At 39.1% G+C, this 16,065-nt stretch carries 16 protein-coding genes and 1 pseudogene; 11 read left to right on the top strand and 6 right to left on the bottom strand.

The annotated features are described in order from the left end of the window. The first annotated feature begins 299 nt into the window (after positions 1-299). Positions 300-974: a hypothetical protein gene (locus tag IEX94_RS13795; protein ID WP_188858314.1), complete on the top strand. Its 675-nt coding sequence runs from the start codon at positions 300-302 to the stop codon at positions 972-974. Further along, positions 971-2,254 (top strand): efflux RND transporter periplasmic adaptor subunit, encoded by a 1,284-nt coding sequence (locus tag IEX94_RS13800; RefSeq protein ID WP_188858316.1) that lies wholly within the window; start codon positions 971-973, stop codon positions 2,252-2,254. Before IEX94_RS13795 ends, IEX94_RS13800 begins: the two co-directional genes overlap by 4 nt. Positions 2,255-2,544: 290 nt before the next feature. Here the strand turns inward: IEX94_RS13800 and IEX94_RS13805 are convergent, their stop codons facing one another. Next, complete coding sequence (locus IEX94_RS13805) at positions 2,545-3,900, bottom strand: IS1182 family transposase (RefSeq protein ID WP_188858318.1); 1,356 nt, start codon at positions 3,898-3,900, stop codon at positions 2,545-2,547. A 649-nt stretch (positions 3,901-4,549) separates the two neighbouring features. After that, positions 4,550-5,909, bottom strand: a pseudogene (locus tag IEX94_RS13810) (IS4 family transposase). 193 nt (positions 5,910-6,102) lie between these two features. Here IEX94_RS13810 and IEX94_RS13815 point away from each other — a divergent pair. Both IEX94_RS13815 and IEX94_RS13820 read left to right on the top strand, forming a co-directional pair. Then, positions 6,103-6,696 (top strand): trypsin-like serine peptidase, encoded by a 594-nt coding sequence (locus IEX94_RS13815; protein WP_188858340.1) that lies wholly within the window; start codon positions 6,103-6,105, stop codon positions 6,694-6,696. An 18-nt stretch (positions 6,697-6,714) separates the two neighbouring features. Continuing rightward, on the top strand, positions 6,715-7,236 hold the full coding sequence (locus IEX94_RS13820) for a DUF3221 domain-containing protein (protein WP_188858320.1): 522 nt from the start codon (positions 6,715-6,717) through the stop codon (positions 7,234-7,236). A gap of 264 nt (positions 7,237-7,500) precedes the next feature. Here IEX94_RS13820 and IEX94_RS13825 read toward each other — a convergent pair whose 3' ends face one another. Further along, positions 7,501-8,352, bottom strand: a complete 852-nt coding sequence (locus tag IEX94_RS13825) for a YihY/virulence factor BrkB family protein (protein WP_188858322.1) — start codon at positions 8,350-8,352, stop codon at positions 7,501-7,503. 191 nt (positions 8,353-8,543) lie between these two features. Between IEX94_RS13825 and IEX94_RS13830 the strand changes: the two genes are divergently transcribed. From IEX94_RS13830 to IEX94_RS13840, 3 genes are read left to right on the top strand one after another with little or no spacing between them, the layout of a single operon-like run. Further along, entirely contained in the window at positions 8,544-9,023 is a 480-nt protein-coding gene (locus IEX94_RS13830) for a DUF948 domain-containing protein (protein WP_188858324.1), read from the top strand. A 2-nt stretch (positions 9,024-9,025) separates the two neighbouring features. Next, complete coding sequence (locus IEX94_RS13835; protein ID WP_188858326.1) at positions 9,026-9,484, top strand: DUF948 domain-containing protein; 459 nt, start codon at positions 9,026-9,028, stop codon at positions 9,482-9,484. Beyond that, positions 9,474-9,689 carry a hypothetical protein gene (locus IEX94_RS13840; protein ID WP_188858328.1) on the top strand — a complete coding sequence of 72 codons (216 nt, stop codon included), beginning with the start codon at positions 9,474-9,476 and terminating at the stop codon, positions 9,687-9,689. Before IEX94_RS13835 ends, IEX94_RS13840 begins: the two co-directional genes overlap by 11 nt. 56 nt (positions 9,690-9,745) lie before the next feature. On the opposite strand, the gene IEX94_RS13845 is transcribed toward IEX94_RS13840, so the two are convergent. After that, positions 9,746-10,189 carry a DUF948 domain-containing protein gene (locus IEX94_RS13845; protein ID WP_188858330.1) on the bottom strand — a complete coding sequence of 148 codons (444 nt, stop codon included), beginning with the start codon at positions 10,187-10,189 and terminating at the stop codon, positions 9,746-9,748. A 253-nt stretch (positions 10,190-10,442) separates the two neighbouring features. On the opposite strand from IEX94_RS13845, the gene cwlD reads away from it, so the two are divergent. Then, positions 10,443-11,162, top strand: a complete 720-nt coding sequence (cwlD, locus tag IEX94_RS13850; RefSeq protein WP_188858332.1) for an N-acetylmuramoyl-L-alanine amidase CwlD — start codon at positions 10,443-10,445, stop codon at positions 11,160-11,162. 91 nt (positions 11,163-11,253) lie between these two features. After that, on the top strand, positions 11,254-12,309 hold the full coding sequence (gene salA, locus IEX94_RS13855; RefSeq protein WP_156857538.1) for an iron-sulfur carrier protein/transcriptional regulator SalA: 1,056 nt from the start codon (positions 11,254-11,256) through the stop codon (positions 12,307-12,309). 33 nt (positions 12,310-12,342) lie between these two features. Here salA and gerD read toward each other — a convergent pair whose 3' ends face one another. Continuing rightward, positions 12,343-12,996, bottom strand: a complete 654-nt coding sequence (gene gerD, locus IEX94_RS13860) for a spore germination lipoprotein GerD (protein ID WP_188858334.1) — start codon at positions 12,994-12,996, stop codon at positions 12,343-12,345. A gap of 279 nt (positions 12,997-13,275) precedes the next feature. Here gerD and IEX94_RS13865 point away from each other — a divergent pair, with 279 nt between their 5' ends. Further along, positions 13,276-13,950, top strand: a complete 675-nt coding sequence (locus IEX94_RS13865; RefSeq protein WP_156857533.1) for a KinB-signaling pathway activation protein — start codon at positions 13,276-13,278, stop codon at positions 13,948-13,950. A gap of 596 nt (positions 13,951-14,546) precedes the next feature. Here IEX94_RS13865 and pdaB read toward each other — a convergent pair. Next, positions 14,547-15,299, bottom strand: coding sequence for a polysaccharide deacetylase family sporulation protein PdaB (gene pdaB / locus IEX94_RS13870; protein WP_156857534.1), 753 nt, complete (start codon positions 15,297-15,299; stop codon positions 14,547-14,549). Positions 15,300-15,566: 267 nt separating this feature from the next. Between pdaB and IEX94_RS13875 the strand changes: the two genes are divergently transcribed. Beyond that, a complete protein-coding gene (locus tag IEX94_RS13875) occupies positions 15,567-15,794 on the top strand; it encodes a hypothetical protein (RefSeq protein WP_188858335.1) in 228 nt (75 codons plus the stop codon). Positions 15,795-16,065: the final 271 nt, after the last annotated feature.

The following is a 16,065-nucleotide window of genomic DNA, read 5'->3' on the forward strand; positions in this document are numbered from 1 at the left end:
AACAAACGAGTAAAGATGTTTTAAAGATTAATCATGGCTTCTCTTGAGTTATAAAGCGTTTACATGTAATGTTAAGTATATATTAATTTTGTTGGTTTGGCAAACAAATAAGGGTGTTTATTTAAAATGCAAAGAATTGGTTACTATAAAAGAAAGTTTTATTTCTGCATAAGTTCAACAAGCATTCGCCGTAAAGGCTTGGCGAAATGTCAAGTTTTTTAATGTAATACATAGAAATTATTCGGTACATAGGTTAAAATGTAAGTCACTACATATAAACTTAAAAAGGAAGTCGAATCATGCTCTATCGTGTCCAGTTGTTTAAATTTTTCACATCAATCTATGACCATATCTTTCGGATTAGACAAGCGGAAAAACTATCCAACGTTAGAAAAACTAGTACTCTATTGATTCTCGCGACGATAATTATCTATGGATGGATGGCTTATTTAGGCATCGGCAGTTCCATTTTGTCGGGAGGAGTAGCGGAACTTGGTGCAATGGAATATGAAACGAGTAAATTATGGTTTGTCATTGGACGAATGATCTATGGTGCCCTATTTGCCGCGTTCCTTCTTTTTATACCGAGTCTGATCTTCTACTTGATTACGGAAATACCGTACGGGAAACTCGCCATCATGCAGCAAGTCGTGCTTGCGGTCATGTTGATCGAAAGGCTTCTATGGATTCCTCTTGCCTTATTTGCAGGACTGGATTGGTTTGTATCCCCGCTATCCTTTGGAATCATCGCTTCCTATATTACGGAAATCGATTGGTTTATTTATTTCTTTGGTGCAATTACGTTGTTTCAATTTTGGATTATTTGGTTCCAATACCGGTTTTTACATACGCTCTCTGAAGTCGGAAGTCGAACGTTATGGGCATTTATCTTGTTGCTCCATGTTCTCGGTTGGGTTCTTGCGGGAACCATTGCATTCGCTGATTCTTATATGATAGGTCGGTGGTTTGAATGAGGAGAAGTCACTTTATTCAATTAGGAATACTTGTATTTATAGCTGTAAATTTACTGCTTGTCTACTTAGACGACGAAGCACGGGTCGATCGGGTCTCTTATGTGAATAAATGGTCGGAAAGCGTCACTGCGGATTTAAAGCGGGAGCTGTATAAACCAGTTGTCTTAGCGGCTGCGGATGAAGAGGAGATTTACTTTGACAGGACGGAAGGAATTTTCCAGCAGTTTCTTGTGTCAGTTGGAGAAGAAGTGACACCGGGTTCAAGCTTATTCACCTTCCGTGTGGAAAACTATTATGAAACCGAATCGGATTTACTTCAGGAGCTGGAACGTGTGCAAGGAGAAATCACTGCCACTGAACAAGCGATTTCTCAAATGAAGGCATACCAAATTCCTGCGAATGAATTTAATCCATCGAGTTCCGTTTTGATTACCGAGGAAGATATTTTCGTTGAGCTTCCAGAGTCACCGGTTGAAGCAGAATTGATGAAAGAACAATTTATCGCGGAGAAAGAACAAGAATTAGCAGCAAAAACGATTGAATTGACGACATTGGAAAATCAATTGGCAGAACTTCGTGATACAGGGGATATGATTACATATGAGAGTCCTTTCGGAGGGAAAATAAAACATATCTCAACAGATCTTAGCAATCCATTGATTGTTATTGAAAGTACAGAACTCCATGCAACAGGTGATTTAAGTGAAGCGGAACGGTTGGAAGTGGAAGAAGGCATGAATGCTGTTTTACAACTGGAGGAAACGGATGTTCTTTTAGAAGGTACGGTGGAGTTGCTTGGTGATTCCCCTGCTGAACTTAACGTGGAAAAAGAAAGTATTTACCCGTTTTCTGCGAGTTTCCAAGAAGATACTTTAGAAGAAGATATAGAGGACGAGGAAACGGAAGCAGAGGCTGAAACTGAAATAGAAGCAGAGCTATTACCAGGCTACCATGGAACGCTTGCGATTACACTTGAAGAATCGCTAGGTGCGACCACTATTTTTGAGGATGCTTTATTAAATGGGTCCGTTTGGCAAATGACCAGTGCTGGTAGGCTGGAACAGAAGGCAGTCGAGACCGGACTATATGAAGATCAAAAATTTGAAATAAACTCCGGACTAGAGGTGGCCTCGACGCTAGCTGAAGCTCCAGTTCGCCAACTTAGAGAAGGAGCATCTTACATTACCCCGTTAAAATGGAAGCAAGTAACGAAAGAATCGTTTCATATGAAGGGGAATAACTGGTTGCAGCCATTTGTCAGTGGTCTATTAGCAAGATAAAAGTAACCTGTACGAGTTTAGTTTTGAATCGTAAAAAATCAAAAAGTAAATGAAATAGAGGTGCAATCACGCATATGGATTGTACCTTATTTTTGTTGATATATAAATGAGATGGTAGTAGTTATTCCTCCCGTCACTGTGATCGAATTGGAAAACAGAAGGCAGGATTAAGAACCTTGGAGCGAAATAAATGTTCTTATTATTTAAAGAATTGAGTCAATTTCATAATTGCTCTTTTTAAAAATACAAAGACGTACAGAATTTCTAAATTGTATTTTTAAAAACAGAAATCATGCAGTTTGTGATGGATTTAATTGCGCATCGATACGATCCGCGGCGAGCTTTGATGCATTATAAACAAGGGTTACCATGTCAAAATGGACTTTTGCACGCTTTCCCGTACGATAACGAACATTGTTCAATTGGAACCATTCTTTAAGATAGGCGTTCACGCGTTCTACAGCGGTGCGACGTTTGTAAATATTGTCCCATGCTTTGGAACCGCGGGCTGGAGCAGTATACTTCCGAAGGTCTTTCGTTATTTTCATTTTATAAACCTTTTGACAGATGCCCTCATTCGCTAAAGGGCATTCCCTGCATTCTTTTGGGCTCGTGTATTTTAGTGTTTCATATTTGGCATCAAAGCTATCATAACGGTACGAATGCTCACGAAAACATGTTGGGGCAAAGTGTTTGTCGTAACCCAGAAGTTCCCCTTCATTTCGCTTGTTGTATGCAATCACAGATTGTTGTCCCATCCGATGGACTTGCTCGTAAATCGGTTCAAAGTCATAGCCTGCATCCATCGTATTATAACGTAAATTCAGTTGAGGAAGGCGCTCATGAATTCCCTTAAGCAACGGGATGGCAGCCTTCCCATCATTTAGATTTCCTGATGAAAAGAGTGAATCCAAAATATATTGACTGGATGTGCCAACGATTAAGTGAGCTTTGTAGCCAAACCAAAAAACATTTTTTCCTTCCGAGTTCTTCTTTACGCCCCATTTTGGCTCTATGGGAACTTCGGAACGCAACTCCGCTAAAGGAACATCTAATTGTGCTTCTATTTTCTTTTCATATAAAGGCATAGTTGCTTCTTTTTCGGCTTGGTCTTTTAGCCACTGTTCACGCTCTTCTTTTGTTTTGCGCCCACGTTTTTTCTGCTCGGACTTTGGCTTTTCTTCTTTCGGAGGCGTTTGGTCACGAGCTTCAAAATGAGTGGCATCAATGGCAACTGTATCGTCTGTGATAAAGCCTTCTTCAATAGCTTGAAGCACAACTTTTTCTTTTTGTTTCTCCAGTATGTCGCACTCCAGTAATTTCGTCACAAGCCGAGAGTAAGAGGCTTCTGACGGAACGGCATCCGATACGAGGAATCCACAATTTAGTTTAAAAGCAATATCCTCATGGAGACGTTTGATCAGATCTTTAATAGTTGGGATTCGTTCTACATATCTCACAAAACAGGAAATAATCATGGCCGCATAATTTAGTTCTTCAGGTGCACCAAAACGTGACTTTTTAGTTACTGCATGATAGATGGCATCCACATCTATCGTAGAAATAATCGCTTCGTACTTTTGAGTAGGTTCCATGTTGTATAATTCTTGGATGCCAAATAGGCTTGGTTGTCGTATAATGGTCATAAGAAGCACTCCTTCAGTCTTTTTATGGTTTTGTGGATATTACCATTATACAAGATTTGGGGAGGTGCTTCTTTTTTCATCTCTCAAAACCGATGGGAGACAAGGACTGTGAATTATGAAATTCATTCAATTGGTATTCAATTGGAACGGAGAAAATAATTGATATAGAGTTAGAACCCTATCACTAGATTTATTGTGGAATTAAGCCATTTCATAAAATTTGATATGTTGATTTTTTCTGACAATTATATTAATATTAAAGACAAATAAATAACGAGGGGGAATTTTGATGATGAAGAAATTATTATCAGTACTTATGATACTCATTGTAGCAATTCTAAGTAAACCATTTTATGCGAGCGCAGAATCACTCACCGTTAATATAGTACCTGTCGAAAAAGGTGTTAATACTCAACAGCAGGAAAAAGTAATTAAAAGTATAGATGTTGATACTGGTTTTTTAAACAATATAATAGAGCTAGACGAAAATGGGATATTAAGACAATGGAATAACTTAAATTCTGATCATAAAATTAATGAGGTAATATTTGTAGATGATTTTAAATGGGCATCTAATATAATCTCACCAAATAAAGTAATAGGTTCAGATGGTAGAAAATTAGTACAAAATATTGGTATAACTCCATACTCAACTTTCGCAGCCCAAACTAGGCAGGTATACCTTGATAGTTAGGTAATCCCGCAAACCAATACTGTAGTTGACTTTTGATTAACTTTTTGAATTTCTTGTTCGTTTTATTCAAAGCATCTTCAAGAAGCTCGATTAGTTGTTGTAATGCAACTGCCCAATCCAGTTCATTTACTTCGTCACAAAGTTCATAAAACATCCCGCCAAGTGTGCGGTCATCTGTACTACAGCGGTTTTGCCAAGACAAAAGGATATATCTTGAAAAGACAATCGTCGTGTGGCTGATTAGTGAATCATAGGATCTACCTTGAAATTCCTTTTGTAATTTCAACAGAGATTTTGTCGCCTTGAAAAAGACTTCAATGTCCCAGCGCATTCCGTAAATTCGAATAATCTCTGTTTCTGTTAACGTACAATCCGTACTTAAGATAGCTAACCATTCACTTCTTTTATTGCGATTTCGAACGAATACAACTTTTACTGGTACTCCGTTTGCCATCGTTGTATGAATAGAGCGCAAGATACTTTTGTTTCCCGATGCTGGTTTCGCTAGACGATAAAGTTCTTTTAAATTAACCCGTTTTTCATCAACTAAATAACGTTGATTGGTAGCTTTCACCATACCAATCACGTCTATACCTTGTTCCACAATCGATTGAATCAGTGGCTGCTGGGTAAACCAACTATCCATTAACACATAAGATGCGTCTATTCCTGCAGAAAGTGCCCGTGAAATCATAGATGGTAGTTGTTCTGGAGCTGTTTGTAGGGCTTCTTCCCGTCTTTTATAACCAGAAGTGCGTTTGTCTACTTTATTCGAAATATCATTGATTTTTGACTTCTTTGAGCTTAATAAGGAGAAGTCGACTGGCATGAAAGTGGCACCATCCGACCAACCAAGCGTAAGCATACGAAAACCTTTGTAAAAACGCATTTTTTGAGATGCGTGATCAAAACAGCGAGCCAGTAATTCTACTTTCTTACTCCGGTTCCGTTCATAGGCAGAGTCATCAACGATTAACACTTTTGGACGATCGTTTTTGGTCAACCGACTTACTTTAGAAATGGTTGAAGCACTTAGTGAAAGTAAAAAACGGCGCCAATTATACTTGGAATAGTTTAAAAAGCGATAGATGGTGTCTTTCCCTGGCAGACTTTCTGATTTTTTGCTTTCAAGCAATCGAAACCAATTTTTCTGTTCGAAAATTAAACAAAATAGGAGCTGAAATAAATAAGCACAAGAAAACCCAAATCCTTTGGTGATACCGGCTTTCCGCAAATGTTTAAGCATCTCTAATTCATTAAAACCAGATTTTAATTCGGTTGGCATTTGATTATTTTGGTCATTATTCGCTATCATAGTAGGAGGCACCTCTTCTATTTGGTAGTTTTTTCTAGACAATTAAACTATACCAAAAGTGGAGGTGTTTTTCTTTTTTATAGTAGGCAGATGTCAAGGTCCATAATGAATTTCCAAAAGTACTTTACCAGATAAAGGTTAGATGTCATTTTTACTCTGCGAAAGTTGAGCTCCATATAAACAAACAGTTTACATCAATCAATATTATTTAAGTTTAGACTCAAAGCTTTACGTATATAGATGTTCAGGGGCTGTAGTTCCCAAAAATCTAGGAGGTAGTAGGATTTTAACAGCTGCACATTGCCTATATAAATTAGATGACGAAAAATTGATTGAGGGTCATCCGGTGGGAGTATCAGTATTTACGGGCTATAACAATGGAAATTATGATGAAGTATCAAGTGCCACATCAATAAAGTTACCGGCGGAATATATAAATACATTAGCAAATCAATATGATTTCGGAGTTATTGATCTCGCTGACGATCTGTCGTCAAGAGTTGGTGTGTTAGATTTAGAAGTTGCAACCAATAGGAACGTGAAGATTGGTGGATACCCTGCAGATTTAGGACAAAGACAATACATTATGAGTGGTCCTGCTACCTTAGAAAGTAATGGTAGACTGCATTATACGATTGATACTTTTGGGGGTCAAAGCGGGGCACCTATTTTAGATAATGTTAATAATCGGATTATTGGTGTTCATTCAGCCGGTTACAGGGATTTGGATTTAAACTTGGGGGCTGCATTAGATTCAATAAAAATTTTATTTATAAAAAGTCCATAAAGTAAAGAAGGTAATCGGATGCGCAAAATTATATATTCACTCATTGCAATCTCCCTGCTGTGCATAATCGTATTTATCAATTATGAATTCAAACCATTGGAAAACAAAGATCCTAAATCTACAGTAAATTCTGATAACGGAATGGTGAATCAAGAACCAGAGAGTCCAAGTATAACAACAGTAACAGGTTATTTCTTTTTTGATTATGTCGATATACGTGAAAGATTAGTGGGAGATGAGGAAGAAGAATATTATTATTATATGGACAGGTATTTCCAAACATACTCTTTTGAATTAATCACTCCTACAGAAGATACGGACGAAAAGACTGACACAGGGGATGACTATGAAGATTACTTTAAAGAGAGAGGGATGGATATCCTTTCTCTTCCGAATAAACTCACAAATAAAGATGGGCTTTTTTTCAAGAACGGCGACTATATCTCAGTCGAAATAGAAGGACCTATAATGGAATCTTTTCCAGCACAGGCGAAAATAACAAAAGTAGAAAGAATAGCCCCACGTACGGTTTATAGGTAGCATGAAACATTGCTATTTTAGCGCGATAAGAAGAAATAGTTAGTAAAAGTCCTAGCTAGTTTGAATGTGGTGCGCAATCCCCTGGTATACGTTCGAATTCGAACGACAACTGAGAATTGCGCACTATTCCTGACCGAACCCACACCACAACTGGAATTTAAGCATCAGCCCTAAAACAAATTCATTACAACTGTAAAATTCGCACCAGCCAAGAATACCATTTGTTTTATTCAACCTATATAGATTGATTTTCATCTATATCGCCTAAATATTCGCTGCCTTATGAAGTTCTGTAGCGTTGTGGGTTTTATAGCGATGATAAATAACAGTGATACTTGCTCCAAGCATCAGGATAAGCCCTGTCAGGAAGAACCATGTCATGAGAATGATCACCCCACCAAGTGTCCCGTATGTTGCCGAATAGTTACCAAAATTACTTACATAAATTGAAAATCCGAATGAAATAATCTGCCAAAGCAGACTAGCAACTAAAGCTCCAGGGATAATATGCTTAAAGGAAATCTTCTTATTCGGTGCAAAGCGGTACAACAACATGATAAATGTCGTAAGAACAATGATACTAATCAGCCAGCGCAAGATATGCAGCAAAACCCCCATTCCTGTGGTCAATCCGATAACCGATCCAACTAATCGTAAAATAACGTCTCCGAGAACCGGTAAAAGAATCGCGACAATGACAGAAATAATCAGTCCGATTGTGAGACCAAGTGAAATTAAGTGAACAGTAATAAACGAGCGGGTTTCCTCCACATGAAATGCTTCATTCGATGATTTAATGAATGCATTAATCCCGCCTGATGCCGACCATAATGCACCGATGATCCCGACGGTTAGTAATCCGCCTCTTGGGGTTTCGACTAGGCTGACAATATTTTCTTCAAATAAAGAGGCGATTTCTCCAGGTAAGACGGTAGAGAAGAAACCGAGCGCGTCGTCTGCTGAAATATTGAAATAAGGGATAATTGCAAAGCCGACGATCAATAATGGAAAAATCGCCAACAGGAAATAATAAGCCAAGGCGGCAGCTAGGAATGTAATATTATCTTCTTTAAGCTTCTGCAATAATTCTTTTCCAAATCCTTTTATTTTACCCATTATCCATTAACCTCCAGTAAACTTCCTACTATAGACTCTATACCCCGCCTGTTTTGAAAATAATCTTTTTGAAAAAGAGAGGCAGGGAAGAATTGTGAAACGTTAAAAGTTTTAATTACACCATCTAGTGGTATAATATCACTATAATAGATGCCTGTATATGTGGATGCTAAAGGAGGGGGACAGTACATATGGGACTTATTTATCTTAGTATTTTACTTGTAGCCATCGCCTTTCTGATCACGGTCGTTTATATTTGTTTCGTCCTGAAGCGTGTGACGAACACAATACAAACGTTACGTGGAACAATAGGTAGTGCCGAAGAGCGGGTCGAGAAGATGACGCCAGTTCTTTCGCAGACGATAAAAGAGACGGATGAGTTAATGGCTGATGTAACGGAAAAGGTCCAAGCAACGGACAGTATGTTTGACTCGGTCCAATTATTCGGTGAGTCTGTTCAATCTGCCAATACTGCGCTACAAAGTGGGTTAGGCAATTTAACGGACGAGGAAATGGCTCGTAAAGTAAAGCCGTTTATTGAAGGAATTAAATGGAGTGAAGTTGCGGTGCAATTGTATGGCACGTGGAAAGATAAGCAGCCGAAGCAAAAGAATGAACTTATGATTCAAGAAGAACATGATATAGTAGAAGTAACAGGGAGAGAGGGATAGACATGACATTAGTTGGTGTAGGAGTATTATTAATTGGTGTTGCATTTCTTGTGTTAGCTGTGTTCGTGGCTCATGTGTTGAATAATTTGGCTGGTGTCTTGGACGGAGTGGATAAAACTGTTCAGCAGCTGCCTGGACAGCTTGATGATATGTTGAATGAAACATCTAATATTATTCGGGAGAGTAATCAGACTTTAGCTGACGTAAATGTGAAGATGGAGCAATTGAGCCCATTATTCTATATTGTTGGTGACGTTGGGAATGCGACAAGAAAGCTTACATCATCTTTAGTAGACGTAACCGACTCGATGAAAGAGAAGAGTGAGGCAGGTAAAGGCATTGCCGATACGAATAAATTGGGTGGTATATACGGTTCTTTCGCATTGGGATATTACTGGCTGAAGCGGCGCCAACAATTAAAGAATGACGATGCTGAAGGGGAATTTACTGGTGGTAACTAAAAATCTAATCTGTTCGATTGCTAGTGGCATTGTGAGCGGTGCCGTGCTTGCTGTTATTGCAAATTACCGGGATGAGCATGCGGACGACCCCTCATTACTCGAAAAAGCGCAAGCGTGGGAAAGAAAGCTCTACCAGGATGGTGCAGAGCGCGCGGACCTGATCAAGAAGATTAAACAAGATGCACGCTTAGCCGCAAAGGAGTAATAAAAATGCATGGTACCTGTTTTTCAGCGGATACCATGCATTTTTTTAATTAATGATTATTCGTTGTCGATTACATTTCTCTCTTTACTGAATTCTCTAGCCTTCTGGATAACCATCATCCCTAGGGTGGCCGCACCATATAATGCTTCCAAATTTTTCCTTGTGGCAAATGTACCGGTTTCTTTCCGTTCGAAGTCTTCCACAGCATTCACCATTTTAGAGGAGAGTTCATGTGTTGCTCTACCTACATCTCCAACAAGGTAAAAGATAGGAGTCAGTTCCTTTAATTGTCCATTTATTTGCTGAAGCGTATCTACACCAGTATGGAGGGCCGCATTTGCTTGGTTGCTAATATCTTTTACCGTCTCAGGAAGATCCTTCGTTGTGTCTTTTACGTCAGCTAAAATAGCAGCTATCTTATTAAGCGGTTTAATTAATATGCCAGTTAATGCTAATAGGGCAATTCCGATGATGATTAATCCGATTCCAATCCAAATCATCGTAAAAACTCCTCTCCGTCATTATATATTTATCATACCACGTTATCCTTATTATAAAACGAAACTTTCTTACGTGGAAGTTTTTGCTCCTTCACCCTAGCTTATCACATATCCCTAGTCATAATCCCTTCCAGTCACCCATAAAATTTTAATAACATACTCAACTTACGCAGCCTAATGTTGAAAAACTGTGGATTGCTTTCATTTAATTTGATATTAAAAGGTTGAGTAATATAGTAAAGGTGGCGACGGGATGGAGCGTCTTTTTAAACTTGGGACATGGCTTTTTGGACTTTTTATTTTAGTGTATTTGATTCAAATGCCGATTGAGGAGACGGATAAGACTTGGGCGTCTTGGTCACTCCCATTATCGGGAAAAGTGATTGTCCTTGATCCGGGGCATGGCGGACCGGATGGAGGGGCGGTTGGCAAGGATGATACAGTAGAAAAAGATATTGCGCTGGCGGTTACGAAACAACTGCAGCGCTATTTACAACAGGCAGGTGCGCTTGTTTATTTAACCCGAGAAGCGGACGAGGATCTTGCTCATGAAGATACGAAAGGACTCTCCCGTAGAAAATCGGAAGACATAAGAAATCGACTTCAATTTATTGAGGGTAAGCAGCCTGATTTATTTTTGACCATCCATTTGAATGCTCTACCTTCAGAGAGATGGCGGGGAGCCCAGACATTTTATTATCCATCTTTTGAGGAAAATGCACATCTTGCTCGTATGATCCAAGCGGAAATTAGGGGTAATCTAGAGAATACAGACCGGGAGGCGCTAAAGATTGATGGAATTTATCTGTTGAAACATGCAGAGGCACCAGGTGCTCTTGTTGAAATTGGTTTTTTATCAAATGTTGAAGAGCGGGAGTTATTGAAGCAAAAGGACTATCAGGAACAGATGGCAGCAAGTATTTACCGGGGGTTACTACGCTATATTACAGAGCCAGCTGAAGCGGAAGAGTGAAACCGTCATCACAATGCATTTTACTTAGGTTTCCAGTTGTTTATGTTATACTTGAGGATGTACATAAATGCAGATAAGGATGGTGACAACATTGCTAACGAAAGAACAAGTGATGGAACTCTTAGGTCCGGTAAGGGATCCATTTATACATACAACATTAGCAGAAACAGACGGGATTAAGAACGTTACCATTAGGGAGGAAAAAAAGCACGTCAGTGTGAAGATTGGAATTTCCAAACTGAATACCGGCGAACAGATGCAGATGCAACAAGAAATTGTTGGGATTCTAAAGAAAAATGGTGCGACAACCGTAGGACTACGTTTCGAACAATTGCCAGATGAAATCATACGAGAACATCAACCAGCTGTCGATCAGGCGAAAGAAGCTTCCTTAATGGGTGGTGTGAATCCGCACTTTATTGCAGTGGCATCTGGTAAAGGTGGTGTCGGTAAATCGACAGTAACCGTTAATCTTGCAACAGCGCTTGCACGGCTCGGAAAGAAGGTTGGGGTTATTGATGCAGATATCTACGGGTTCAGTGTGCCGGATATGATGGGAATTGAAGAACGTCCAATCGTCCGCGGGAAAAAGATTATCCCAGTGGAACGCTTCGGTGTGAAAGTCATTTCCATGGGCTTTTTTGTTGAAGATAACTCGCCGATCATATGGCGCGGTCCAATGCTTGGTAAGATGCTGAATAGCTTCTTTTCTGAAGTGGAGTGGGGTGACTTGGATTATCTATTGCTCGACCTTCCACCAGGGACAGGAGATATTGCAATGGACGTTCATGAGCTTCTTCCAACTTGTAAGGAAGTAATCGTTACAACACCGCATCCGACGGCCGCATTTGTTGCCGCCCGTGCTGGTCAGATGGCAATGAAGACGAACCATGAGATTCTCGGAGTTATCGAGAATATGTCTTACTTTGAAAGTAAAGTGACGGGGGAAAAAGAACATGTCTTTGGTAAAGGCGGCGGGAAAAAGCTCGCTGAGGTATTGAAGACGAAAGTACTTGGCCAACTACCGCTCCAGCAACCATATATGGATGATGAAGTATTCGCGCCATCCGTTTATCAAGAAGACCATCCAACTGGACAGGAATTCCGCCGAATCGCTGCGAAAATTGTTGCCCAAGTGGAAGAATGAAAATAAAAAAGAGCCTGAGGGCTCTTTTTTATTTTAACCGCCTCCACCACCAGCGCCAGCTCCTTGTTCATTTTGTGTTTCGGCACCTTGTTGCTCATCACCACCACCCTGTTGCCGCTGGTTGTTCTCCTGACCTCCACCATTTTGTTTTGCTTGTTCTTCAGCGGCTTTTAGAAGAATTTCTTGGATTCTTGCTTGGAATAGCGGGGTTTCCAATGTTTGCTGGATTGTTTCTTCCAAATGAGCGCGAAATTGCTGACTTTTTAAGGTTGCCAAGATCAATGCTGTTACCTCTGGATTCTGCAGTAATTCGAGCACCTGCTTTTGATATTCTGCATCATTCATTAAATTCTTCATCCATTTTGTTTGCTCTTTTTGAATAGCTTCTGTATATCCTTTGACAAAACTTGGATCCTTGAAGAGTGATTGCCACATTTCCTTTCCCTTGTCACTCACTAATACTTCATTTATCGCAGATTTCACTTCATCGGATTGGATTGTAAGTTCTTGCTTCACTTTCTCATCTTGGAATAATTCGGTTAATGCTTTTTTACCATCTTCAGTCTGCAAGATATCGACAACCATCTTTTTTGTCTGCTCATAATCTGCTTGATCCTTTGCCGCCTGATTCCCGCCACAAGCTGTTAGGGGAATAATGAAGAGAATGAGGAAGAAAAGCTTTTTCATGATGAACCACCTTTCATTTTATGTCCAGCTCCCGTGCCGGCGACTAGCGGATTTCCAGCACCTCTGTGTAAAAGGAAATCCGATAAACGCTCACGTATGTGGCAATATTGAACTACCCTTCGTCCTAGAAGGCACAATGTGTACGTCGCTACCCGGGCGCTTTGCTTTTAGTTATAATATGATTGACAAATTTACCAACTATACAGTTAAAATGAGGAAAAAAGCTGCTGTTCGTGTTAAAATACAAACATACGCATGGAAAGTGTAGGAGGATTTACATTGAATATTCGTAAATTGATTAAGTTTTTATTCAATACGTTAGTCATCGGTGGAGCTACTGGTATTATTATAAGTTTTTTTGTTAAGTGGGATACATATGCTGCCTATCTTAATCCAATCAATTGGATGGAATTATTAGGATTACTGACATTTTTTGTTGGTTTAGGCTTTACTTTCGCTGTTGTCAGTATGACTGGATATTTTGCTTACTTATATATTCACCGGTTCGGAATTAGTTTATTTCGTTCTTTTTGGCCAGCAGTGCAGATTGTGTTAATCGTATTTGTATTATTTGATTTAATTTATTTCCCATACAGAGGGTCTGATGGGGAAATAGGAATATATTGGTTGATTTTTGGCACCTTACTCTTCTACCTTTATTCTTGGTTTGTCGCCAAGCTAAAACAGAAAGAAACAAATAAATCTGCTTTTATTCCGACATTGTTTTTCATGATTGTCATTACAACGTTAGAATGGACGCCGGCTCTTATGGCGGAAGGTCCGGATTACGTCTGGTTAATGTTTGCCCCGTTACTTGCATGTAATACGTACCAAATCATTGGCCTACACCGAATCGCAAACCGTGTAGACGGCAAGTCTAAGAAAGACCCAGCTAGAAAAGAAACAACAACACCGAAAAAGAATGTCAAACAAACCGCAACAACAAAAGCGTAAAAAAGCTTGAGTCTATAGGAAAGGCTCGGCTTTAATATATGATATAACCTAAATTATTCACCTGTATAAGCCTTTTGCTAGGGAGAGAAAGATCAACGAGTTAAAGAAGGGCATCAATATAAGGGAAAAACGACTAAATTTAGAAGTAAGAAGTCTTCGGAAAGGTTATATGTATTTGGCCGAGCTCAAAGTCTTAACGGGAAAATATCGATCATCAAGTGCATTACCGCTCAGACTCCCTTTGAGTGATCAATTAGGAAATGTGTATAAGCTTGGCCATGGATTAACTTACTAAAAATGAAGCAAAAAGCGCCGGACCAAATTTTGAGGTTGGCGCTTTTCTATTAAGAAAAGATTCCTTGTAGAAACTGTAGGTCTCCTTTTATCACGCATTAACGGTCTATAATACCCCACCCCTAAACAGGAGGAAGCCCAAGATGTGAAGTGAAGGTGGGGGATATACAGTTTGTAAATCCCTGATTCCGTTCCACTAAGATTCAGTGGGGGAGGTAGGAAACGGTAGGAAACCCCCCGCTGAATGAAATTTCACTTTATGGTGGTGAGAACAGAGGGATGGTTATCCCAATCTGAAAAAATTACTCAATCAACTCAATATCGGCATGGGCTTGACTGATTAACTCGCTAATTGGTACAAAATTTAATCCTTTACTTTTCAAACCAGGTAGAATTGTTTCTAGAGCGGAGGCCGTCTGTTTGACCCTATCGGATGCGTGAAGCAGAATGATATCTCCATTCGTTGTATCATTCATAACAACATCTACAATGTTTTCTGTACCTGGGTTCTTCCAATCATTTGGATTGATATTCCAGTGCACCACTTCAAATCCCATTGATTCAGCAAGATCCAGAATCTCTTCATTAAACCGTCCGCTAGGAGTCCGAAGTAAGTTGATATCTTCAAATCCAAGCTTTTCAAATGCTTCTTGAGCAAGGAATAAGTCTCTCCTCACTTCTTCCAAATCCTGTTCTACATAGCTTTTATATCTATACCCGAGTATTCCAATTTCATGTCCATCCTCTGTGATTTTTTCAACAATGGCCGGATGACGCTCTGCCCACTCTCCACTTAGGAAAAAGGTTGCTTGTACTTCTTCCTGTTTCAATGTATCGAGGATATCATGAACTTTCTCCTCTCCCCAACTGATGTTAAAGGTAAGTGCAATATTCGGTTCTTCCACGCTCCCCTTTGTTAGTGCAACTTCATCACTTGCGTTACTGCCAAGTATGTTGGATTGAAATATGAAAAAACCAGCGGCTAATAGCAATACAAGACTAAGCGTGAAATATCTTCTTCTCTTTTTAAAGCTGAATACATAGAAATGATCCATTTTCGTTCCTCCTTGGATAACTTGTCCTTACTTCATCTATATGATGGGAAACTAAAAAAATGAAAAACATCATGTAATGAGCTGGGTTTAGAAGAAAGTTTAAAAAGATGTTGTATGAAGAGAAAATTCGGGAATAGTAAATTAACATGAAAACAGAAAATCTATAAATAACCGACGAAATTCTGCTTAACCCGCATATATGCGTATAATTATATTAGGTAAAGGAAGAAATGGTGAAAAAAGTTAATATGTTTGGAGTGAACAGGAATGCTGGAATTATTAATAAATGAAATGGAACAAAAGGAAATGGAGTATTTAATCAAACGGGAGTTAGAAGAACTATTAATGGATTTGGAAGACAATCGTATCGACGCATTACTGAAGAAGTCGATGAGAGAAAGGTATGAAAAACTCTTTCAACTTCTGTTGCGTGTGGCTAGCAAAGAAGATTGCCTGCCATATATACCGGCTAGAAGTCAGTATAAGAAAAGCTGAAAAAGATGATTTATTAGTTTGGTATGAAAAATATAAAATTCTTCTTGCATGATTAAAAATACTATGGTATAGTTATTTTTGTTGTGATTTTCAGTGGTTCGTCACCTCGGACAATTATTTGACCGTGCGAAAAGAATTTTAAACAAGATTTAAAAAAGTGTTGACAACCAATTTGAAACATGATAAATTAATTCATGTCGCAAAAATCGACAAAAGATTCAATTGCTCTTTGAAAACTGAACAAAACAACCAGTATGAAAAAGAGGTAAGA

The sequence above is a fragment of the Oceanobacillus indicireducens genome, from assembly GCF_014647195.1.
Taxonomy (GTDB): domain Bacteria; phylum Bacillota; class Bacilli; order Bacillales; family Amphibacillaceae; genus Oceanobacillus; species Oceanobacillus indicireducens.